Origin of the sequence: Microcoleus sp. Pol12B4 (genome assembly GCF_036701385.1) — a bacterium.
Taxonomy (GTDB): Bacteria; Cyanobacteriota; Cyanobacteriia; order Cyanobacteriales; family Microcoleaceae; genus Microcoleus.
Genome location: NZ_JAUBQR010000106.1, coordinates 1 through 21,674 on the forward strand (window position 1 = coordinate 1; position 21,674 = coordinate 21,674).

Genomic DNA, 21,674 nt, shown 5'->3' on the forward strand with positions numbered 1-21,674 from the left:
TGCGCACCCTACATATAGACTAATAACCAATGACCGCTGACTGATGATACTATTTTCAAAAAAGAATACAACTGTAGACAAGCTCAAAACCACGAGCTTCGTCAGTCATGGCCAATCTAAAATCTAAAATCTAAAATCTAAAATCTAAAATCTAAAATGGCATGACTATCGCCAATAAGGCCGGCCCTTCCAAAAAACTCCTACCGTAATTCCTATTAGTGCAGTTTCTGATAAACTTGCTAAAGAAGCAGGTATGGGTAGGAATGATTTTAAAACCAAACCCAAGAGCAGGCACAAAACTAAAACCCATAAACTAATTCGGTTGAGCAAAAATTGTTGTTGCCAATACTCTAAAAAGTACACTGCTAAAGCTCCCATTCCCACTGCTGCTGCAAAAGGTATCAATATCCCGAGGGAGGAACCGTAGAGAAGCGTCACCCCGTTGCGGATTGCCCGCGATTGCGTGAAACCCCAGGCTAAAAATAGCTCCAGTCCAATCACGATTGAGTTGACGAGGGCGGCAATTTGCAGCATTTCTCGCCAAGGTAAAAGTTTTAAGCGCCGCAGAAAATTACTCACGATCGGCAGATTAGGTAGGTTGCTTTGATTTTATAACAGTTTTGCGCTGGCGATCGACCTTTGATGACAATTTGTGAAGTAAAATAAAGATATAGAGCAGTCTCTTGACAAATTCACCCAGAGTACCTGCCTATTAGTTGTTGGAACCGTGAAAGGAAAAAAGTTATGGTGGAGAACACTGTCGATTGTGCTGTAGCCTGCGTCAATGGCTGCGTTCTGGGCGACAAGTGCCCGAAGCGGGAATACGCAGAAGCAACGTCCAACTTTATTGAAAATACTTCTCTGGATAAAATGCTAGAAATAGCAGAGGAAGCAGTGAGAAGGAAACGGATGGAACCCCCCAAATGGGTAATTCCTGACTTTCCCGAATAGAATTAGCCTCCCTATTAAAAAGCGATCGCCCTTTTCAAACGGGCGATCGCTTTTTGTATTCCCAATGAAATAGCTGAGCCGAATCAATATATTTCTTGGGATAGAAGCTAAAAGCTTAAATAGCAACTACGATACCAAGTAATTATAGCTATCGACAATTACTAAAAACAATTCAGTTAAAGTCAAATTCGGACATTTTAAATTTAATTGAATAAAAAAAACAGGAGCAAGTATCGTGGCACAACCAAAGAAAAGCAACGAAAAAAAAACAAAAGAACGCAATAGTTTGGGCGACTTACCTCAAGAAATTACCGAATCTTACGGTACCGGCGTCATCGATCAACCGGGGGTGAGCCAAGACGACATAACAACCCTGCAGGACAGCAGTTCGGACTACTCTTCCACCAGTTCCCAAATCGGCGGCCAAGATGGCGATCCGGCTGCGGAACAAGAAAGTGCCACTGGCGAGCAATCGGTGGGCGGAACCGCGCCTACTCCAGACCTGGATATTGTTGACGAACTCGGAGCCGCTGCGGGCATAGAGATGGCCGATGGCGCTATTTTGAACACAACAAATATGCTTGAACATCGAGATGAAAGTCGCTGGGAATTAGACCCTAGTTCTGCAGAAGATTATCAGGAACGACCGGATTTCTAGGTCTATTTGGTACAAAAAAATAGGGAGTATAATAGGATAGGAGCGGGTTTACCAGTATTTATACTTCATACGCCAAGTATTTGTAAATTCGCCCCTCATCACTTTTGCTCTTGCCACACATATCCAAATCCCCGATCAGTATGCTGCAGGCGTTTTGAGTTACTTGCTTATAAATTAATTTATAACGAACGAATATATACTTGAATAATGTTTGACTAGACCCTAAAATCGTAAACCCAGACTTTTTCTACAATCCAGCCGCGAGTAAGGAATTGACGATAATTTTACAGCATAAATCATAAGAAATTAAACTCTTTTGCAGTGGATTCAATTAGTCGATGACCTCGCTAAATTGTAGTGGTTAAAACGTTCAAAATTATATATTCAAATTATAACTTATTCGGATTATTTGTTTGAGTTCGGCGCAGATGTGCTTTCACACTCGCTAGGAGTTTTTCAATACTGAAAGGCTAGTAACATATAGGCTCAAAGTGATGCAGGGAATTAGTGGCTAACCAACACTGACATTACCGCCAGCAGTTTTCATTTCCCTGAAAACAAGGTAATTGTAATTCTTCCATTGCGTAATTAAGAAAGTTGTACCTCACGCAATAGACAACTGCTATAGTAATCCTTGCAGGAGCCGTAATTTTGTGACCCCACCCCAATCCTCCCCTTATCAAGGGGAGGGAGTAAGAAATTCACAAATGATGCGAGGATGGCTATATATCTTCTGATTTATCAACATTTCCGGTGAGTTACCCTTCATAAAGCGTGTTTGTAGTCAGGGCTGCTATTCTCTCTATGGGGGCGAATAATCGCTATTACTCCTGGCTACAAACATACTGTGCTTAGATCACCGGGTATGATATTATGTATCGCAAAAACCGGGTTGATGAAGCCAACCCTCTTCAACAAAAAGGTGCTGTATGGAATTTAAAGATTTTCTGGCTTTGCTGCATCCTATTTTAGCTGTAGCGATTGTTTTTCCTATGGTTGGTGTTGTTCTCAATATGGCGTGGCAAACTATGCAGCGTCGCAAGCAAATTGCGATCGACACCAAGAGCAAAATTCCACCTGTAGTCGGTTCAGAACACGTCAAAGCAGGTCGAATTCTGTCAGGTTCTGTGGTAGGAGTGACGCTGTTGGGTCTAGCTTACCCGATTTTTGAGCATATTTTGAGCAAGGATGTTTGGAGCAAAAACTCGTTTCAGGTCATTTTCATTGTGCTGATGTTTGTTGCAACTATCGCCTCTTTGGTGATGCTATATCGAGCGACACCCGCTTTATGGCGCGGCATATTTGCGACGCTAACAGGTACTGGTTTGGTAATTCTTGGCACTCAAGATGGCGTTTATCGGCGAACCAATGAATGGTATTGGTCTCATTACTACATTGGCATCGCCGCTGCGCTAATTATGGTTTTCTCCCTTGCCATCATTCAAGACATTTACAAAGACCGCTCAAATCGCTGGCGCACTATCCATGTGATCTTGAATTCGATCGCCGTGCTGCTCTTTCTGGGACAGGGAATGACCGGAACCAGGGATTTATTAGAAATTCCTCTGAACTGGCAGAAACCCTATATTTATAGCTGTGATTTCGCCAATAAGACCTGCCCAAAGCCGTGAGCGATCGCATTACTTCGAGATTCAATTTTAAAATTAGTCTAAATTAGAGCAGTAAACCTGGTTTCTGAATGTAACAAAGCCCTGGTAATCACAGGAATGAGAATGAGAAACCTAGTTTATGATGCCCGGATTGCGTCAGCCCTACTCAGCCACTAATCTTAATCACTAATCTTAATCATTGCGAGTCAAACCCTGAAGGCTAACTTGCAAAATAGACAAACCCAAAATTAGTAAAAACAAAACCAGCCCGATCGTACAAGCATAGCCAATTTCTAAGTCCTTAAAAGCCCGTTCGTAAAGATAATAAACAACCGTCTTAGAACTATTGCGGGGCCCCCCCTGAGTCATAATATAAACTTCTTCAAAAACCTTAGTAGCAGAAATCGCCGAAATTACCGCTACCAAAACTAGATACGGCTTCATCAGCGGCACAGTAATATCCCAGTGCTTTCCCAAACCATCAGAACCATCAATAGCAGCCGCCTCATAAAGTTCTGCTGGAATAGCTTGCAGCCCTGCCAAATAAATCACCATGTAATAGCCCAATCCTTTCCAGATAGTAACTGCCATAACGCTAAAGATTGCTAACTTCGGATTAGCCAGCCAAGAAACAGGAGGTAAACCCAACAATTCCCCCAACTGATTCAGCAGTCCAGTCTCAGCAAACAGCCACTTCCAAGCAATCCCGGCGACAACCATGGAAATCACCGCCGGCGTGTAGTATGCTGCTCGAAACCAGTTCATCCCCTTAAGTTTTTGGTTGCACAAAATCGCCATTCCCAACGGTAGAACAACCAATACAGGCACAACGCAGGTGAGATAGAGCAGCGTATTCGTCAAAGTTTGCCAAAATATGCGATCGCCCCACAACCTGTTAAAATTCTTTAAACCCACCCACTGTGGCATTTGAGTTAAATCATATTCGTAGTTGGTAAAACTCAAATAAAAAGCTTGCACCGCAGGCCACAACACAGTCAAACTCAAAATAAATAAAGCCGGAAGTAAAAACAAATAAGGCGTCAAATAGCGTCGGGAAAAAGTCACAGACATAAATTAATTATTAGTTATTGGTTATTACTTGTTCCCAGACCGAGCCTAGGAACCAGTTATCTATTAGTCGCCGGAGACAGACTTCGTTTATGTAGACGCGGTTTCAACCGCCGATTGAGCTAATCAGCCCCAACAAATAATAATTATTTAACTCCAGAAAACAAAGCCTGCCAATCTCCGGGAGAAATACCATGTTCCCCCTCTTTCACCTCAAAAGTAACGTTGCAAGCTTGCGGTTGTTCCAAAGCCTCCACACACAATTCTGCAATATCTTCCCGACTGACTTTGCCCCTAATATTGTCTCCTTGCTCAAATATTAAAGCTTTGCCTCCCGGTTCTTCAGTCAAAGCGCAGGGTCTGGCAATAGTATAAGGTATGCCGCTCGATCGCACACAATCTTCCCCTTTCAACTTCCAAGTCAAAATCCCCCCCAACATATCATTCATCCTGACTGCCGGCGGTTCTTCTTCCAAGTTAATCTCCGGGCGACCGGGGCGGGTAACTCCTGCCGAACTCACCATCACAAATCGCGGCAATTTCTCTCCCCCATAAGCTTTAATAGATTCTAACTCGATTTGAAAAATACCCGGTGTAAATTTCGGGTTTAAGGCGCCATCATATTCAAATTTGCTCAACATTAACTGAAAAGAAAAAATACTGCTGGGATCAAATTTAGAGCCATCTTTGACAGTTTTGGCGCGGAATACTGGAATTAAATCATCAAAGGGAATGGTGAGAGTAATCCAGATATTGTAAACAGTATCAAACGAATAGCAATAGCCAATTCCATCCCATTTAGATTCGCTGCGAACAATTAATTTGTAGCGCTTACCGTCCCCTTTTACGCGCAGGTAGAGGCCACTAAATCCTGCGAGATTAAGCGGAGGATCAAAGTTGCGGGTACGCACCGAAGCAAAGCCGCCCGAGTTGGCAGTAGAAACATTGCCTGTGAATATAGCAGTATTGTCTGTCAGCCGGATCGAACTTTCGCTAGTACCACCCATCACGATGTCGTCCAAGGCACCCCAAGTTTCTTTTAAATCTTGGCTGGGTTTTGTGAAGTCAAAAATTATTTTTTCGCCTGCTTGAATTAGCTGGTGGCGAACAGCTTGGACTAAATTATTGATGCCTTTATATTCGACTATTTCGGGAACATCCACCACTTCCGGCATATAAAATTTGATGCCTTGATAGTATTTTTCCCTGGTTGGGGTGTCTCCTTCTATAGGTTGAACTTTAGTGCCTGTACAGCAGATAACTGCTTCCACGCCCTCGGTTACTAACGGTGTTAGCGTCTCTGGCAGAGTAATATCTCCTTCGACTAATTCGAGATTATTGCCGAGAATTTCTGTTGCTCTTTTAGCATCTCTGACGAGGCAGCGTACTTTATATCCCCGCTGTTGCAGCCGCTTGACAACTCGCTTCCCGACGCCGCCGGTGGCACCGGCTACCAGTATCAGTTTGGGTTGGTCTTTTTTACTGTTGCTGCTGCTTCCAAAGAGTTGTTGCAGCCAGCTAATGCTGCCAATGAAGGGAATGACGCCGAAATAAGCCAAGGTTTTGAGAAACCTGCCGGCATCCCATTGGGCGGTATTTTTTTCTGTCATACTAACTTCCTCAGAATTGGCTCAAATCTACTTAGCTGCTTTTGTATTTTAATCGAATTTTCGATTTTTGAATTTGGGGGATTTCCTAGCCTTCGAGATAGCTTCGCTAGCGCAGACTTTTTTTCACTTGACAATGGGTGTGGGATGAGTTTGGCTCAAGGGAATCTCAATAATCAACTCGGTTCCCTCTCCGGGGGCTGAAATGCAAGTCAATTTGCCGCCGTGTTGTTCTACCACAATTTCATGGCTAATCGCCAAACCTATCCCCGCACCTTTGCCCACCGGTTTTGTGGTAAAAAACGGCTCAAAAATTTTCTGGCGAACGGTTTGAGTCATGCCCCAACCGTTGTCCTCGATCCGAACTGCTACGGCTTTTTCTCCGGGACAAAGTTCAGTCACAATCCGAATTTGTCCGCACTTAACTGGCTCTTCGCCACCGCCCTGCGGCGATAAATTATTGTTGACAAAAGCCTCTTCGAGAGCATCAATTGCATTTGCCAGTACATTCATAAATACTTGGTTGATTTGAACTGCGTAACACTCAACCAAAGGCAGAGATCCATATTTTTTGATGAGATGAATTGCTGGGCGATCGGGCTTGGGTTTGAGTCGGTTGCTCAAAATCAGCAAAGCACTGTCTAATCCGTCGTGAATGTCAACTGGTTTAATCTCTGCTTCGTCAATTCTAGAGAAATTTCGCAGCGACTGAACTATCTCGCGGATGCGGTTAGCTCCTACTTTCATTGAACCCAGCAACTTGGGTAAGTCTTCAACTATAAACTCTAATTCTACTGCTTCTATTTGTGCTTGAATTTCTGGCGAAGGCGAAGGATAGTGCTGCTCGTAAAGCTGCAATAAATTCAGCATTTTGTGACTGTATTCATTGGCATAACTAAGATTTCCGTAGATAAAGTTAATCGGGTTAGTGACTTCATAAGCTACCGCCGCCACTAACTGTCCCAAACTTGACATTCTTTCGCTTTGCACCAATTGAGTTTGCGCCCGCTTAAGCTCGGACATTGCTGTTTTTAAATTAGCAGTTTTTTCGCGTTCTCGGGCGACTGATGCTTCTAGTGCTGTATTTAATTTTTCGAGTTTGTCAACTTGGCGCAGCACTATATTAATCATTGCTTTTTTCAGTTCCAATGCAGCGTCTATTTCGCATTGTTTCCAAGGCAAAGATTTGTACCTCACATTTTCTTTCCACAGCTCGAAAGATTTCCGAGGAGACAGTCGAGGGTTGCCATCTTCATCGGTTTCAACTGGTTTGTTGGGGTTGCCCGCCCAATTTACGGTCTTAATTACTTCGGGGCGAAACCACAAAATGTATATTTTCTGAGTCGGCGATATTGCTATAGCCAAACACCCGCTAGCCGTGTCTTTAAATTCCTCAGCTTCAGGATAGCATTTGGTCAGCGAGTCTGTATAAAAAATTTCTTTATTTAAATGCTTTTGCACCCACTGAGTTAAGTATTGGAGGGATTCTTTTTCAGGTGTTTGCCCGACTCGATAGCAATTGTCTCCAAATACTATTGCGGCTCCCTGAGCGTTGACTACTTCTAGCAAATTATGCTGACACTTAACTAACACTTGTGACAAGTTTTCCGACGTGGATATGTCTTCAAAAATCTTGGTTTGAATCGATTTCAAGTGTAGTTTGTAGTCGTAGTCTTCGTTTCCTTCTTTTGATTGCAGTTCTAAGGACATTACTTGCCCGATAAATTCGCAAGCTGCGCGCAATTCATAGTTGAGGTGTCTTGGTGTATAGTTGTGGCAAGCAATCAATCCCCACAGTTTTTTGTCTTTGATTAATGAAATTGACATCGAAGCTGCAACGCCCATATTTTGCAGGTATTCTATGTGAATGGGAGAAACGCTTCTCAACACGCTGAAACTGAGGTCTCGAGACTGGGTGGTAACAGCATTGTTTCCTGAAACAAGGGTGACGGGTTGATAATTAACATCGGGGATCAACCTCAGCCAATTTAACGTATACAGTTGTCTGGCTTGTTTGGGAATATCTGAGCTGGGGTAGTTTAATCCCAAGAAAGGACTTAGGTTTTCGGCTTTAGCTTCAGCGATCACAGCGCCGTTGCCTTCGTAGTCAAATTGATAGAGCATAACTCGATCAAAACCAGATATTTTTATGACTTCTTCTACAGTTATTTGAGATAATTCTTTGAGATTTGGGGCGCTTTGAATTTTACTGACAGTGGCTCTCACTGAATGATAAAAACTAAAAACAGAAATATTTTCTGGGCTTGTGGCTAATTCCAACTCGACAATCAATACGTCTTCTACTCGGTGGAGGATGCAGTCAAACTCTAAATATTTACCTTTGTTTATGACAGAGAGTTTAATGGGATTAACGGTTTTTAAGTTTTCATTACCCAAACAAAGATTGAGTTTTTTTAGTTGAACTCGATTGAATAATACGCTCAAATTTTTACCGATCGCACTTTCTGCATCAATTCCCAACAAATCTTGCGTATTTTCGCTGACTTGCAGTATTTCTAGTTCAGGTTCTCGTACCACAAGTAGCACCCCGTGTGGCTGAATGTGCCCCGATATATGAATGGGTTCTCTGTCGCAGTTTGTCAAGTCAACTTCTTCGAGTGCGGGAATTGTGATTTGTTGATCCATTTGCTTTGTCTTCCGCTGTAAAATTTGGAGAGAGTTCTATTGATTTGAGATTTGAGAGCAAATTGGCCTTTCCATAATAATCTCATATTGTTCGATCGCATAACGGAGCGATCCCTGGACGGACACTGAGAATCAATCATCCGAGAGTCAGCGCATCAAAATGATTGAGTCGAAAATCAGCCTACCCTATGTGTTGCTGTTCAAGCCGCCTCAGCTTTCTAGAAATTGAACCGACTTGGCTCTTATATACTATCGCTTCCCGATGTTAATTATCATAGCAATTGTTGCCATTCTTCAAGTATGTTTAATAATTTCCCAAAACTTTAATATTTGTGGTAAAATTTTGCCTGCTGGAAAAGAGGGAGAGAAATGCGTCTCCAGAGCGGCATACTTACTGAAATATTAAGTTAAGGTAATGGTGACAAGATCTGAAAGTCAAGTCACGCTAAGCTCTTTAAGTATACCCAACAGGCCCGACAATTAGACTGATGATCGACTTCAATACAGTTACTGAATTTTCTCATACCTACTGCATAGCTATCTGTGCATTTTTAGTTCCGGCAAACTTGCTGACTACTTTGCAGACAGCGATTTTGATAGGACTAAACCGACCTCGAATCCAAATTTGGGCGTCTGTGGTTGTCGCCAGCCTTTGGGCTACAGCAATGATATTTCACGTTTTCACCTGGTTCGCGATCGGGGTAGTCATGCCTCCGACATACATCTTGCTAGTTATGGCAATCACTTGTCTGACAATTAATGTCTGGGCGATCGCTCATCCTGCAAGCATGATGCAATTAATTCGAGTTGTGGTATCAGTGGTTAGGGGAGGTTTCACAAGGAAGAAGGATTTAGTTATCTAAAAGACAAAGATTTAATTATCTAGGAACTCAAAAAGAATTTGGCAGGGGGGTAGTTTGAAATGTTTCAGGGAAAATATTAGTTTCAGAAGAAAGTTTTTCGGGTGGCCAATCGTGCTTCCGAGGGCTGAGTTTTCAGCCGTTATTCCGGTTCGCGATCGCGACAATCTTCTGTTTCCGGGCCGCGGGGATGGATCGTGCAATTGAGCAGGTAGCCACCGTCGCTTCTGCCGTAATAGTAGCGGCATCCGATGCAAATTGCGGGAGGTTCGATCGCACTTTGGTAAACCGGATAATCCGTAGTCGCCAGCAGCGAAAAGTCGCGCTGCGTCTGAACATTTCCGATAATAGCGCCGGAGAGTTCGACAGCTTGGCGGATGTTTTCGATCCTGGTGTAAGGCGGCAGGTAAATGTCAATACAAACGCGTATGCCCTGGCTATCCTGATCGTGGCGGGTAATAGTGCCTCCGAGCAAACCGACGCGCGAAGCAATAGCTGAGGAAAATTCGCTCAGGGAGGTGCAGTAACCGGAGAAAACGTGAATATGTTCGTCCGTAGTAGCTCTCACAGTCAGGCGAGTGGGAATTCGCAATCTCAGGTAAGCGTCGAGTTCGTCAAAAACCGGTTCGGCGAGGGAGAGCATTTGGTTTGCGTCTTCGTGGTTGAGCCCAAAACCCTTAGAAACCTTTGACACGAGGGCTGCTAAAATATCAAAAACTTCGGTTAAGAGCGATTGTAGCCTGCTATCAATGGCGATCGGACATTCTCGGAGCAGCTTTAAATAATCCTCCAACCGATGAGCAATTCGCTGAATGCTGCTAAATCCGAGCATAGCTGCTCCCCCCTTAATCGAGTGCGACGCTCGGATGAGCTGGTGTATTCTTTGAGGAGCTGGCAGGGTATTTTGCATATCTTGCAAGCCTTGTTCGATAATTTGGATCTGTTCTGTGGCTTCTTCGATAAAGTAGCCGATGATCCGCTGTAGTTGTTCTGGCAACATAATTTTATTCTCCGAAAGGCACCCGAATATCATTAGTCCATTAGTCATTAGTGATTAGTCAGACATTTGATAGTTTGGAACCAATATTTAAGCGACGAGTTATTTTTGTTTTTAAGCCCTAATCTGTTTTATTCTGACTCACGGCAACGGTAGTGGCAATGTTGAAAAATGTTAACTCTTAACTGTTGACAGTGATTTTTTTTGCTCCGACGGTAGCGGTTGCTACCCCCAACAGCAGCACCGCAGCACCTGCGAGTACCGCCGGCGCCGGCACTTCCCCAAACAGCAAATAACCCAACCAACTCGCCCCAACCGGTTCAAACAAGATGGCAAGAGTTACCAGAGTTGGGGAAATCTGCACTACGGCCCAGTTCAAAATGGTGTGGCCGACTAACTGAGGCAAAGCGGCCGTTAGCAAAATATAAAAATATACAATGTCTGGGTAGTTAGTATAAGTAGTGCCGAAGGCGAAGGGGAGAGGCAGGAGGACGATCGCAGCAACAGTATAGGCGATCGCGATATAGCCACCAATTCCCAGTCCCCGCCGCTGAGCTTCCCGGCCCAGCAGCAAATACAAGCTGACAGCCCAGGAACCAGCCAGAGCAAGGAAATCGCCAAGCAGTTGGCTGCTGCCAGCATGGGCTGCGCCCGTGCTTCCGACGGCGATCGCCATTCCCCCAGTCAGGGCTATAGTAATGCCAGCGATCGACATTTTGCTGAGTTTTTCCCCGAACCAGAAGCGCGACAACAGCGCTACCCAGACAGGATTAGTGGTGACGAGGGCAGTCGAGGCTGCGATCGAAGTATAAGAAAGTGAGGTAATCCACAGCGCAAAGTGCAGGGCGAGACACAAACCCGCAGCAGCAGCATAGCGCCGAGCTCCCGGTTGCAAGGCGTTCCACTGAATTTTCCGCCAAGCAGGAAGCAGAATTACAGCAGATAAAGTCAGACGAGAAGCCGCAAGTACCAGACTGAAACCAAAGCCGCCCGCGCCTGCTTTAAAGTTAGCCAGGCGAATTAAGATTGAGGAAGTTGAGACGGCTAAAACGCCGATAATTAACACTAGGGTGATCGACCAATTAGGTGCTTGTTTCGGAAAATTCATTTTTTAGGCATTGGGCATTGGGCATTGGGAAAATTTACAAAGCAATTTTCGCACAAATTATGAATAATTTCTATTCTCTTCTTCTCCTCTGTTGTTCTCTCTTCCTTCGTGACAAGAGTGATAACTCGGCGTTTTGCGAACGGGGCTTCGCGGTTCGTAAAAAAAACCGACCGCTAATCATGAAAAATTACTATACTCAAAAAAACTCAATGTAGAGTGTGCCTAAAATTACCTGACCTCTGTTATAGTTTTAATACCGCAAAAAACAAATTACCCACTTACAATTTATAACTATCTATGGCTCCTACTGTTTTGATTACAGGCGCTTCTCAAGGAAGTGGCAAAGCAACAGCAATTTTATTTGCAAGTAAAGGTTACGATGTAGTGATGGTAGCTCGCCAGCCAGAGAGATTGGCAGCAGCAGCGGCTCAAGTGCAGCGAGAAGGCACTTCCGCTGTAGCTATTCCAGGGGATGTTGGCGACATTCAACAAGTGCGCGCGATCGTCCAAAAAGCCCTAGATGCCTGCGGCAACATCGATGTTGTGGTTAACAATGCCGGCATTTGTCTCACGGGCGCGATCGAACACACTACCTCCGAAGACTGGCAGCAATTAATGAATACCAATTTTTGGGGCTGCGTTAACACAATTCAAGAAATTTTGCCACATTTTCTGCAACGAAAAACTGGCACAATAGTCAATGTTGGTTCTATTGGTGGCAAAATGCCTTTGCCTCAAATGACTGCTTATTGTGCCAGCAAATATGCAGTAACCGGTTTAACAGAAAGTTTGCGATTGGAATTAGGGCCTCAAGGTATTCACGTTTGCGCCGTGCATCCGGGTCTGATTAATAGCGATTTTTTAGAAAGAGCTCAATTTCGCGATCTAGACGAACCCGCAGTCGAATTGCGCCGCCAGCAAATGAGCAAAATGCTGAAATCTGAGTGGGCAACTCAGCCAGAAGATATTGCTAAAGCTATCTGGGATGCTGTGAAAAATCAGCGTGCAGAAGTTACCGTCGGCCCTGCTTTTTTGGCATCGGAAGCTTATCGTTTGTTCCCCGGTTTGATGCAGTGGGCAATGGAAAAGGGCAAGTTATAATCCTAAGTGGTAATGGATAATGGGTAATTGGTAAGATACCCAGGGTGCACCGGACAAATTATTAGTAACGCGCCTGAGTCCTAGGGGTCCCTTCACTTGAATATTATATACAACTAAAGAAAGAGAGTGTTAAACCCGGTCCGAACACTATAATGGCAAACAAACCAGGAAACACCACCATGCAAATCAAAGCACTGGCAGCTAAAAAAACAGGGGGATTGCTTGAAGAATACAAATTCGATGTCGAACCTCCCAAAGTACATGAATGTCTGATAAAAGTGTTAACTTGCGGCATCTTTCACTCAGACTTGCACATGATTGACAACGATTGGGGTCAATCAAAATATCCCCTCGTTCCGGGCCACGAAGTCATCGGAGAAGTGGCAGAAATAGGGCCGCAAGTGACTCATTTAAAAGTGGGCGATCGCGTTGGTGTCGGCTGGCAAAGGTCGTCTTGTTTGCAGTGTCGCGACTGCTTGCGCGGTAACGAAAATCTATGCGATGAAAATCAGGGATTAATTGTTACAGGCCCGGGAGGTTTTGCCGATTATTTGATGGTAGATTCCCGCTTTGCTTTTCCTATTCCCAAAGGCATGGATTCCAAAATAGCGGGGCCGCTGTTGTGCGGCGGAATTACGGTTTACGCTGGTTTGCGGAATGCGGGCATGAGTTCCGGGCAAGAAATTGGCATTCTCGGCATCGGCGGATTGGGACACATGGCGGTGCAATTTGCGAAAAAATTAGGCAACCGCGTTACAGTTTTTACTACTTCCCAAGATAAGGCAGAATTTGCACAGAAAATGGGGGCAGACGAAGCTATTGTAGTAGGAAAAGGCGAAATTCCTCAAGCCCCCAGCAGCAAATTAGATATTTTGTTGAGCACTGTTCCTGCGGCTTTAGATTGGGTTCCATACATTGATTTTCTCGATTCTGACGGTGCGCTTGCTTTTGTGGGAGTTCCCGACGCACCGTTGAGCATTCCCTTGTTTCCGTTGCTGACAAAGCGGCGCCGAATTATGGCTTCGCCGATCGGCGGTCGCGCTATGATTAATGAAATGCTGTCAATTGCAGAGAGGTTTGGGATTGAGCCGATTGTCGAAGTTTTTGCGATCGCACAAGCGAATGAAGCAATGCAGAAAGTCCGGGACAATCAAGTGCGCTATCGCGCAGTTTTGACGGTGAGTTAGATAATGGGTAATGGGTAAGGTGCGCCTAGCGCACCCTACTAGGGATATATAACCCACGAATTAAAGCAAAGAATTAGCATTAATAAAACGACCGTTTAAATCGGCTGGGGTCACGTTCAACACAGTACCCAACAAAGCATTCGTAAAACCGAACCTAATATTAGTAGCTTCCACGCGGCCATTGCCATCGGGATCGAGACTTCGCTGCGAGATGCCACCCTTAGCTAACAAACTCGTTCCCCCCGTTATAGTTGAAGGATCGATCAGCAGCAGTCTCGGATCGTTCAAGCTATAACTTACCTCTTCCAAGGAGATATTGCTGCTGGTAAATGGCACACTAATTCCAATCGAATCGCTAGACTTATCAAAATCCACAATTACCGCGTCAGGAACTTCAATTCCCACTACTCTGCTTCCCGCTTGATCGACTCTCAAAACAAATACATCGCTACCTGCGCCACCTTGGTAAATATCCACCTCTCTGTCGCCAATTAAAGTATCATTACCGTCACCGCCCACTAACAAATCAACACCTTGTCCTCCGCGCAGCAAATCATTTCCAGCACCCCCATTTAGGAAATCGCTATTTCTATCTCCTGTCAACAAATCCTCGCCAGTTTCTCCTAACACATCGTCATCATCTTTGCCACCGTAAATAGAATCACTGCCGACACCGCCTAACAGGCTGTCTTTACCATCGTTGCCAAAAATCCGTTCTGCATCTGACGATCCCGTGACAGTATCATTCCCCCCCAGCATCCAAAGTCCCCCAGGAAAACTAGCAAGTTGTCCTGGTGCAAGTGTAATATTTTCAGAAGAACTATCTCCTAACAAACGAGAGAAGTCTGAATTATCGGGTGTGAGTACCATATTTGTAAACTTTGTGCGATGTCAGCATGGATATTGTGCAATATTCTACAGTTTAGTAGGGTGCGCCCGAACACCGTTACTTTCTCACTCGCGATCGAGCAATAGTTGGCGAACCTTACTAGACAGCTCAATCGCTCCATCTTGGCACAAGCCTGATGGAAATACCTTAGATTAAAATAAAAGTTAAAATTTGAACCCATGCCAATTATCTTAGTCGAAGACTTGAGCAAAGTTTATCCGGTAGCAATTAAAGAAGCGGGACTTAAAGGAACATTGCGACACTTTTTTAGTCGCACTTACCGCAATGTCAAAGCAGTTGAGGGCGTTTCTTTCAGTATTGAACCGGGGGAAGTCGTGGGGTTTCTAGGTGCTAACGGTGCGGGCAAAACTACTACGCTGAAAATGCTGACGGGTTTGATTTATCCCTCTGCAGGTACGGTGAGTGTGTGCGATCGTACTCCTTTCCGTCGCGAAGCAGATTTTCTACAAAGAATCACCTTAGTCATGGGGCAGAAACAGCAGTTAATTTGGGATTTACCTGTGCTTGACTCTCTGCGAATCAATGCCGCCGTCTACGGCATTCCCGATACAGATTATCGGCGGCGAGTCGGAGAATTGACAGAAATGCTGTCACTAGAAGGCAAGTTAAATCAGGCAGTACGAAAGCTTTCTTTAGGCGAACGCATGAAAGCTGAATTGATGGCGGCGCTGCTGCATCAGCCGGAAGTATTATTTTTAGATGAACCGACTTTAGGTTTGGATATAAATGCACAGTTTAGCGTCAGGCAATTTCTGCGAGAATATAACGAGCGCTATCAAGCAACGGTGCTGCTGACGAGCCATTACATGGCGGACATTACTGCTTTGTGCAAGCGCGTTTTGTTAATCCATGAAGGGCAATTAGTTTATGATGGCAGTTTAGACGGATTGCTCGACAGGTTTGCACCTTATCGGGAAGTTCAGGTAAAATTAGCTAAACCGCTGGCAAAAGATAGTGCTTTTGCTTACGGGGAGGTAGAATCTATTGAGGGACAATCGGTGCGTTTTTTAGTAAAAAGGGAAGAGCTGACGGTGAGCGTGGCGAAGATTTTGGCGGAGTTAGAAGTGATAGATTTAACTGTGACTGACCCGCCAATTGAAGAGGTGATTGGTCGCGTTTTCCGCACGGGAAAAGTGTAATGTTTTTGGCTGAATTTATTCTGCATAACAGGCAAGATATCTGTTCCACTATAGTTTCAATATTTTGGGGAAGGCACATCAGGTTCGTTGCTAACACGGAAAACTTAAATTTAAAATTGATATGACAAGATCAATCAAAATTGCTAAAATTTTGTTATTTTCCTACTACGCTTATATGCTCGAATACCGGGCAGAATTGTTTTTGTGGGCCCTGTCGGGAGCTTTGCCATTTATCTTGATGGGTGTTTGGATGCAGGCGGCCGAGACTGGTCAATTTGGGCTGAATTCCCTCGACTTTGCCCGTTATTTTTTAGCCACTTTCATTGTCAGACAAGTAAATGTAGTTTGGGTAATTTGGGAGTTTGAAAAGGAAGTAGTGCAAGGCAAGCTATCTAATAGATTGTTGCAGCCTCTCGATCCCGTATGGCACCATTTCGTATCTCACGTTTCCGAAAGGTTTGCAAGGCTGCCCTTTGTATTCGGATTAGTGCTGCTATTTTTTGCACTTTACCCGCAGTCTTTTTGGCTGCCGAGTTTGGGCAGATTTTTGCTATTTTTCTTCGTTATCGTCTTGACTTTTTGTTTGCGTTTTCTGATACAGTATACTTTTGCGCTGTTTGCTTTTTGGCTGGAAAGGGCAAGTGCGATCGAGCAATTCTGGTCTTTAATTTACCTGTTTTTATCGGGAATTACCGCGCCGTTAGAAGTGTTTCCCGCACCCGTGCGCGAAGTAGTTTTGTGGACCCCTTTTCCTTATTTGATTCATTTTCCCGCTTCAATATTGATCGGATTGCCCGTAGATGTAGGCCGCAGTTTGTTGGTAATGTTGGGTTGGAGCGCGGTGTTTTTTGTGTGGAATCGCTGGCTTTGGCGACAGGGCTTGAAGCAGTATTCCAGCATGGGAGCTTAAATAATAATTAAAAATTAGAAAAATGTAAGGTGCGTCACAGTAAAAATGTTAATCGTTTTGTCAAAAACACTTAGCTGACGCACCATTCTTAACTGTGAAGAAAATCCAAAATCTAAAATCTAAAATCCACTGACGCGCCTACTTAAGTCGATCGCACACATCATGCAAAAATGCAATCGAAAGTATTCGACAATTGCATAAACACCCATTTTTTGTATATATAAGTACAAAAGTTTATAATAAAGTCTTATATTAATAAACCCAACGACTGATAAACGGGATAAAAGAGATTCTAATGACAGCCAAAAAAAACCTCGTTGTAATCGGCAATGGCATGGTAGGTCACAAGTTCCTAGAGTTAATGGTCAGCTCGGATGCTGCCAAACACTGGAATTTAATTACTTTTTGTGAAGAACCGCGTGTTGCTTACGATCGCGTCAACCTCAGCGGATTTTTCTCTGGCAAAACAGCGGGAGATTTATCTTTAGTTGCACCGGGATTTTACCAAGAAAACGGCATCCAAATTTACATCGGCGACAAAGCAGTCGCCATTAACCGAGAACAAAAAACAGTCTCTTCAGCCAACGGTTTAGAAGTTCCCTACGACAAAATTGTTCTCGCAAGCGGTTCCTATCCATTTGTGCCATCAATTAAAGGCAAAGACACTACAGGGACTTTTGTTTACCGGACAATTGACGACCTGGAAGCGATGTCAGATTACGCTAAAAATTGCCAAACAGGTGTAGTTATTGGCGGCGGGTTGTTAGGTCTAGAATGTGCTAACGCGCTGCAAAATATGGGTCTAAAAACTCATGTTGTTGAGTTTGCATCGCGGCTGATGCCCGTGCAAGTTGACGAGATGGGCGGTGCAATTCTCCGCAGCAAAATAGAAGAGTTGGGGGTTTCGGTTCACACCAGCAAATCTACAACAGAAATTGTTAGTAAAGATGGCAAAGTTACTAAAATGCTGTTTGCTGACGGTGCGGAATTGGCAACAGATATGATTGTCTTTTCTGCTGGGATTCGCCCCCGCGACGAAATTGCCAAAAATTGCGGTATAGAAGTAGGAGAACGCGGTGGCATAATCATAAATGATAGTTGCCAAACCTCCGATCCTGACATTTATGCGATCGGAGAATGCGCGCTGTATCAAAATCGCATTTACGGCTTAGTTGCGCCTGGGTATACAATGGCAAGCGTAGCAGCAGATATTTTGAGTCGTGCAGCCGATGGCCGGCAGGATGCCCCCGCTACAAGCACTTTTACAGGTGCGGATATGTCCACTAAACTTAAACTATTGGGGGTGGATGTCGCTAGTTTTGGAGATCCTTTTCCCAAGTCGGCCGATACTAAAGAAATTGTTGTCGCTGACACCTTCCAAGGCATTTACAAAAAATTAGTTTTAAATCAAGACGGCAGCCGAATTTTAGGCGGAATTCTCGTCGGAGATGCTTCGGCTTACGGCACTTTGCTCCAATTCATGCAAAATGAAATTGCTCTGCCACCGCATCCCGAAGATTTGTTAATGCCACCGCGAGAAGGGGGAGCATCAGCGGGTTTTGGAGTAGACAGTTTGCCGGATTCTGCTCAAATTTGTTCTTGCAATAATGTTACCAAAGGTCAGATTTGTGCAGCGATTCGCGATCGCAATTTAACCGATGTTGCCAGCGTCAAGAAATGCACTCAAGCTGGTACTGGCTGCGGCGGCTGCGTGCCTTTGGTGACGGATATCTTTAAGTCTGAGATGAAAAAAGCTGGGTTTGCAGTCAAAAATAATCTCTGCGAACATTTTGAATATTCTCGTCAAGAATTGTACCATTTAGTGCGTTCTCAAGAGATTAAAACCTTTGAGGAGTTGATTGAAAGACATGGCAAAGGTAAGGGATGCGAAATTTGCAAGCCTGCTGTTGGTTCCATGCTGGCTTCTACTTGGAATGACCACATTTTAGAGAAGTCTCACGTCGGTTTGCAAGATACAAACGATTACTTTTTGGCAAACATTCAGCGCGACGGTACTTATTCGGTGGTGCCGCGAATACCGGGGGGAGAAATCACTCCTGATAAGTTGATTGTTTTGGGTGAAGTTGCCAGGGATTTTGGGCTTTATACTAAGATTACTGGCGGGCAACGGATTGATTTGTTTGGAGCTCGCGTGGATCAATTGCCGCATATTTGGCGTCGGTTGATTGATGCGGGATTTGAGTCGGGACACGCTTACGGTAAGGCTCTGCGTACTGTAAAATCTTGTGTTGGTAGCACTTGGTGCCGCTTTGGCGTGCAGGATTCAACGAGTTTGGCGATCGAGGTTGAATTGCGGTATCGTGGTTTGCGATCGCCCCACAAGCTCAAATCTGCTGTCTCTGGTTGCACTCGCGAATGCGCGGAAGCTCAAAGCAAGGATTTTGGGATCATTGCTACGGAAAACGGCTGGAATTTGTACGTGTGTGGCAACGGCGGCATTAAGCCACAACACGCGGTTTTACTGGCGACGGATATCGATAAGGAAACTTTGATTAAGTATATTGATCGATTCTTGGTTTTCTACATCCGCACTGCCGACAGATTGGAACGCACTGCTACTTGGTTGAACAAGCTTGAGGGCGGAATTGAATACTTGAAGCAGGTAATAATTGAGGATTCTCTGGGCATTTGTGCTGAATTAGAAGCGCAGATGGAACATTTAGTGAATACTTACCAATGTGAGTGGAAAACGACGATTGAAAACCCACAAAAAGTGCAGCGGTTTCAGCATTTTGTGAATTCCGCTTTGCCGGATCCGAGTATTGTTCGTGTTGCGGAACGGGGACAAACGCGGCCAGCTAACGAACATGAAAAGGCTCTGGCTGGAGTTTCGGAATAACCCCTCCCCAGCCCTCCCCTTGCTAAGGGGAGGGAGCAAGATTTTATCTTTCAGGCTGTGCCTGGGAATGAATTCCCGGAGGCTAGGCCTGGAAACCTACATTCCGAGGTCTAGGTAAGGAACGAGATTGAAGTAAACTAACAGGAAAAGAAGATGGTTCAATCATTACAAGTTTCGGATACTGTGACTACTTGGGTAGATGTGTGTTCTCTGGATGCGATCGCCCCTTATACGGGAGTTTGCGCTTTAGTTAAAGGCGAACAAGTGGCGATTTTTCGAGTTGGAAACGGAGATGAAGTTTATGCGCTTAGCAATTACGACCCGTTTAGCAAAGCTTTTGTTTTGTCGCGGGGAATTGTGGGCGATCGGAACGGCACTCTCAAAGTTGCTTCTCCCATTTACAAACAAAACTTTAGTCTGACTACCGGGCAATGTCTCGATGATGAAACGGTAAAAATTTCGACTTTTGCGGTTCGGGTTGCAGCCGATCGCGTCCAAGTAGCTATTAGCTAGATTCAGCGGCTTAATTGTTCGAGCCCCATCCGCCAACACCTAACATTTCTATGGGTGGTGGCGGATTTTGCATTGGGACGCGACCCCGTAGTTGTGGTATAAAATGGAGTTGATCAGCGACCTACTCCAGGAAGGCTCACCAAACTCTAAACTAATACTGGATATGGTTTCGGATTTTGAATGCAAACAAACTTCACGGGCAGGGTATCGGTATGTTGTTAAAAAAACTTGTTTCCGAAAATAATCCCCAGACTGTAGCAGAGTTAATCCATGCCCAACTCAAAATCGGTCAACTGACTTGGGGCGAACTCAAGGCACAAGTTTTCGGCCAGCACTGGCGGGACGAATCTTTGCACGAAGTCCTCAGAGAAATTTCAGCCAAGCTCAACAAAGAAACAGCAAGCGAAATTATAGAATATCTCACCGAGCAAAACGGTCAACAAGAAAAATTTATTAATTTATTTTTAGCAGCGCAATGCCTGTTAAAAAATAAAAATGATGTTAATAAAAAAACCGAAAAAAAACTGTTAAACGCTTTAAAAAAGTTATCGCAATACGGGACGGGTTTCCTGATTCTTTATCAAAGCGCTCAAGAATTGCAGGAAACTTATCAAATTCGCAATCGATCGATCGCGGCGATCGCCCAAACTTGGAAAAACGACCCGCAAACCCTGCCCTGGCTGAAAATACTCGCTCACTCCAGCGACTGTGGCGAAGTCCGGGCTACAGCAGTCGAAGCAATAGCCCGTGGTTGGCCAGAGCAGCCAGAAATTTACCTGATGCTCAAAAACCTCGCCAAATCCGATCAAAGCTGGGCAGTGCGATCGACCTGTGTCCGAGAAATCGCTTGTGGTTGGCCTGACACGAACGATACCTTGCTGCTGATGGCTGCCCTGGCTCAGTTCGATCAAAGTCCCGCAGTCCGCACCACAGCACTCGAACAGTTAGCCTCTAATTGGCCCGATCGCACAGATACCTTGCTGCTGCTGAGAAACGCCGCGGAATCCGACGAAAATTTGGGAGTGCGAGTCGCAGCGTGGCAAGAAATAGCCAGAGGTTGGCACAGCCTTTTAGGCACGGCCTCCCTGCTCAAAAACCTTGCCCAGACAGGAAGTTCTATCCTGCGAACCGTAGCGGTGCGGGAGTTGGCAGCGGGCTGGCCCGCCGCAGCCGACGTTTGCCTGCTGCTGAAAACCCTAGCCGAATCCGACAGCAGCAAAGAAGTGCGGACAGCAGCCTTAGAAGAATTGGCCTCGCACTGGCCCGGCGAGCCAGACATTTACCCACTGCTGAAAACTAAAGCCGAGTCCGACGCGAGTTCGAGCGTCCGGCGCTCAGCAGTGCAAGCAATTGCCTCTGGCTGGCCCGGGAACCCCGAAACTCTGACTTTTTTGAAAAATATAGCATTGGGCGATCGCGACGCCGACCTGCGAGAAATAGCCCTACAACAGATAGCTGCAGGTTGGCCAGACCACCCAGAAACCCTGCCCCTGCTGCAAAAAATAGCTGATTCCGAAGATTACTGGACTGTGCGACAAGTAGTAGTGGA

Annotated in this window: 18 protein-coding genes; 11 read left to right on the top strand and 7 right to left on the bottom strand. The window is 45.0% G+C overall.

Going from position 1 to position 21,674, the window contains the following annotated elements:
- Positions 1-165 precede the first annotated feature (165 nt).
- Positions 166-579, bottom strand: a complete 414-nt coding sequence (locus QUA38_RS15755) for a peptide chain release factor 1 (protein WP_333163246.1) — start codon at positions 577-579, stop codon at positions 166-168.
- 165 nt (positions 580-744) lie between these two features.
- Between QUA38_RS15755 and QUA38_RS15760 the strand changes: the two genes are divergently transcribed.
- From QUA38_RS15760 to QUA38_RS15770, 3 genes are all read left to right on the top strand, one after another.
- Entirely contained in the window at positions 745-951 is a 207-nt protein-coding gene (locus QUA38_RS15760; RefSeq protein WP_190734170.1) for a hypothetical protein, read from the top strand.
- 235 nt (positions 952-1,186) lie between these two features.
- Positions 1,187-1,609, top strand: a complete 423-nt coding sequence (locus tag QUA38_RS15765) for a DUF6335 family protein (RefSeq protein WP_333163248.1) — start codon at positions 1,187-1,189, stop codon at positions 1,607-1,609.
- A gap of 929 nt (positions 1,610-2,538) precedes the next feature.
- The gene (locus QUA38_RS15770; protein WP_333163250.1) at positions 2,539-3,240 is read left to right on the top strand and encodes a DUF4079 domain-containing protein; all 702 of its coding nucleotides are present in this window, start codon (positions 2,539-2,541) and stop codon (positions 3,238-3,240) included.
- A gap of 171 nt (positions 3,241-3,411) precedes the next feature.
- Here QUA38_RS15770 and QUA38_RS15775 read toward each other — a convergent pair whose 3' ends face one another.
- The 3 genes from QUA38_RS15775 to QUA38_RS15785 form a co-directional block, all read right to left on the bottom strand.
- The gene (locus QUA38_RS15775) at positions 3,412-4,290 is read right to left on the bottom strand and encodes a sugar ABC transporter permease (RefSeq protein WP_333163252.1); all 879 of its coding nucleotides are present in this window, start codon (positions 4,288-4,290) and stop codon (positions 3,412-3,414) included.
- A 143-nt stretch (positions 4,291-4,433) separates the two neighbouring features.
- Positions 4,434-5,897 (bottom strand): CIA30 family protein, encoded by a 1,464-nt coding sequence (locus QUA38_RS15780; RefSeq protein WP_333163254.1) that lies wholly within the window; start codon positions 5,895-5,897, stop codon positions 4,434-4,436.
- 123 nt (positions 5,898-6,020) lie between these two features.
- Positions 6,021-8,540, bottom strand: coding sequence for an ATP-binding protein (locus QUA38_RS15785; protein WP_333163256.1), 2,520 nt, complete (start codon positions 8,538-8,540; stop codon positions 6,021-6,023).
- A gap of 488 nt (positions 8,541-9,028) precedes the next feature.
- Between QUA38_RS15785 and QUA38_RS15790 the strand changes: the two genes are divergently transcribed.
- Complete coding sequence (locus tag QUA38_RS15790) at positions 9,029-9,403, top strand: hypothetical protein (RefSeq protein ID WP_333163257.1); 375 nt, start codon at positions 9,029-9,031, stop codon at positions 9,401-9,403.
- 139 nt (positions 9,404-9,542) lie between these two features.
- On the opposite strand, the gene QUA38_RS15795 is transcribed toward QUA38_RS15790, so the two are convergent.
- Both QUA38_RS15795 and QUA38_RS15800 read right to left on the bottom strand, forming a co-directional pair.
- Positions 9,543-10,400 carry an Hpt domain-containing protein gene (locus tag QUA38_RS15795; RefSeq protein ID WP_333163259.1) on the bottom strand — a complete coding sequence of 286 codons (858 nt, stop codon included), beginning with the start codon at positions 10,398-10,400 and terminating at the stop codon, positions 9,543-9,545.
- A gap of 178 nt (positions 10,401-10,578) precedes the next feature.
- The gene (locus QUA38_RS15800) at positions 10,579-11,505 is read right to left on the bottom strand and encodes a DMT family transporter (protein WP_333163261.1); all 927 of its coding nucleotides are present in this window, start codon (positions 11,503-11,505) and stop codon (positions 10,579-10,581) included.
- Positions 11,506-11,802: 297 nt separating this feature from the next.
- On the opposite strand from QUA38_RS15800, the gene QUA38_RS15805 reads away from it, so the two are divergent.
- Positions 11,803-12,606, top strand: a complete 804-nt coding sequence (locus tag QUA38_RS15805) for an SDR family oxidoreductase (protein ID WP_333163263.1) — start codon at positions 11,803-11,805, stop codon at positions 12,604-12,606.
- 152 nt (positions 12,607-12,758) lie between these two features.
- Positions 12,759-13,793 carry an NAD(P)-dependent alcohol dehydrogenase gene (locus tag QUA38_RS15810; RefSeq protein WP_333163265.1) on the top strand — a complete coding sequence of 345 codons (1,035 nt, stop codon included), beginning with the start codon at positions 12,759-12,761 and terminating at the stop codon, positions 13,791-13,793.
- Between the two features lie 60 nt (positions 13,794-13,853).
- Here QUA38_RS15810 and QUA38_RS15815 read toward each other — a convergent pair whose 3' ends face one another.
- The gene (locus QUA38_RS15815) at positions 13,854-14,663 is read right to left on the bottom strand and encodes a calcium-binding protein (protein ID WP_333163267.1); all 810 of its coding nucleotides are present in this window, start codon (positions 14,661-14,663) and stop codon (positions 13,854-13,856) included.
- A gap of 198 nt (positions 14,664-14,861) precedes the next feature.
- Here QUA38_RS15815 and QUA38_RS15820 point away from each other — a divergent pair, with 198 nt between their 5' ends.
- From QUA38_RS15820 to QUA38_RS15840, 5 genes are all read left to right on the top strand, one after another.
- Positions 14,862-15,842, top strand: a complete 981-nt coding sequence (locus tag QUA38_RS15820) for an ATP-binding cassette domain-containing protein (protein WP_333163269.1) — start codon at positions 14,862-14,864, stop codon at positions 15,840-15,842.
- A 121-nt stretch (positions 15,843-15,963) separates the two neighbouring features.
- Positions 15,964-16,752, top strand: coding sequence for an ABC-2 family transporter protein (locus tag QUA38_RS15825; protein WP_333163271.1), 789 nt, complete (start codon positions 15,964-15,966; stop codon positions 16,750-16,752).
- Positions 16,753-17,047: 295 nt separating this feature from the next.
- Entirely contained in the window at positions 17,048-19,612 is a 2,565-nt protein-coding gene (nirB, locus tag QUA38_RS15830) for a nitrite reductase large subunit NirB (RefSeq protein WP_333163273.1), read from the top strand.
- 153 nt (positions 19,613-19,765) lie between these two features.
- Positions 19,766-20,125: a nitrite reductase small subunit NirD gene (gene nirD, locus QUA38_RS15835; RefSeq protein ID WP_333163275.1), complete on the top strand. Its 360-nt coding sequence runs from the start codon at positions 19,766-19,768 to the stop codon at positions 20,123-20,125.
- 212 nt (positions 20,126-20,337) lie between these two features.
- The coding region (locus QUA38_RS15840; protein WP_333163277.1) for a HEAT repeat domain-containing protein at positions 20,338-21,674 on the top strand (1,337 nt) is incomplete at its 3' end.

Coding starts and splice junctions, on each gene's coding strand:
- QUA38_RS15760 (WP_190734170.1), top strand. CDS start 745: ATGGTGGAGAACACTGTCGATTGTGCTGTAGCCTGCGTCAATGGCTGC.
- QUA38_RS15770 (WP_333163250.1), top strand. CDS start 2,539: ATGGAATTTAAAGATTTTCTGGCTTTGCTGCATCCTATTTTAGCTGTA.
- QUA38_RS15775 (WP_333163252.1), bottom strand. CDS start 4,290: ATGTCTGTGACTTTTTCCCGACGCTATTTGACGCCTTATTTGTTTTTA.
- QUA38_RS15780 (WP_333163254.1), bottom strand. CDS start 5,897: ATGACAGAAAAAAATACCGCCCAATGGGATGCCGGCAGGTTTCTCAAA.
- QUA38_RS15785 (WP_333163256.1), bottom strand. CDS start 8,540: ATGGATCAACAAATCACAATTCCCGCACTCGAAGAAGTTGACTTGACA.
- QUA38_RS15790 (WP_333163257.1), top strand. CDS start 9,029: ATGATCGACTTCAATACAGTTACTGAATTTTCTCATACCTACTGCATA.
- QUA38_RS15795 (WP_333163259.1), bottom strand. CDS start 10,400: ATGTTGCCAGAACAACTACAGCGGATCATCGGCTACTTTATCGAAGAA.
- QUA38_RS15800 (WP_333163261.1), bottom strand. CDS start 11,505: ATGAATTTTCCGAAACAAGCACCTAATTGGTCGATCACCCTAGTGTTA.
- QUA38_RS15805 (WP_333163263.1), top strand. CDS start 11,803: ATGGCTCCTACTGTTTTGATTACAGGCGCTTCTCAAGGAAGTGGCAAA.
- QUA38_RS15810 (WP_333163265.1), top strand. CDS start 12,759: ATGGCAAACAAACCAGGAAACACCACCATGCAAATCAAAGCACTGGCA.
- QUA38_RS15815 (WP_333163267.1), bottom strand. CDS start 14,663: ATGGTACTCACACCCGATAATTCAGACTTCTCTCGTTTGTTAGGAGAT.
- QUA38_RS15820 (WP_333163269.1), top strand. CDS start 14,862: ATGCCAATTATCTTAGTCGAAGACTTGAGCAAAGTTTATCCGGTAGCA.
- QUA38_RS15825 (WP_333163271.1), top strand. CDS start 15,964: ATGACAAGATCAATCAAAATTGCTAAAATTTTGTTATTTTCCTACTAC.
- nirB (WP_333163273.1), top strand. CDS start 17,048: ATGACAGCCAAAAAAAACCTCGTTGTAATCGGCAATGGCATGGTAGGT.
- nirD (WP_333163275.1), top strand. CDS start 19,766: ATGGTTCAATCATTACAAGTTTCGGATACTGTGACTACTTGGGTAGAT.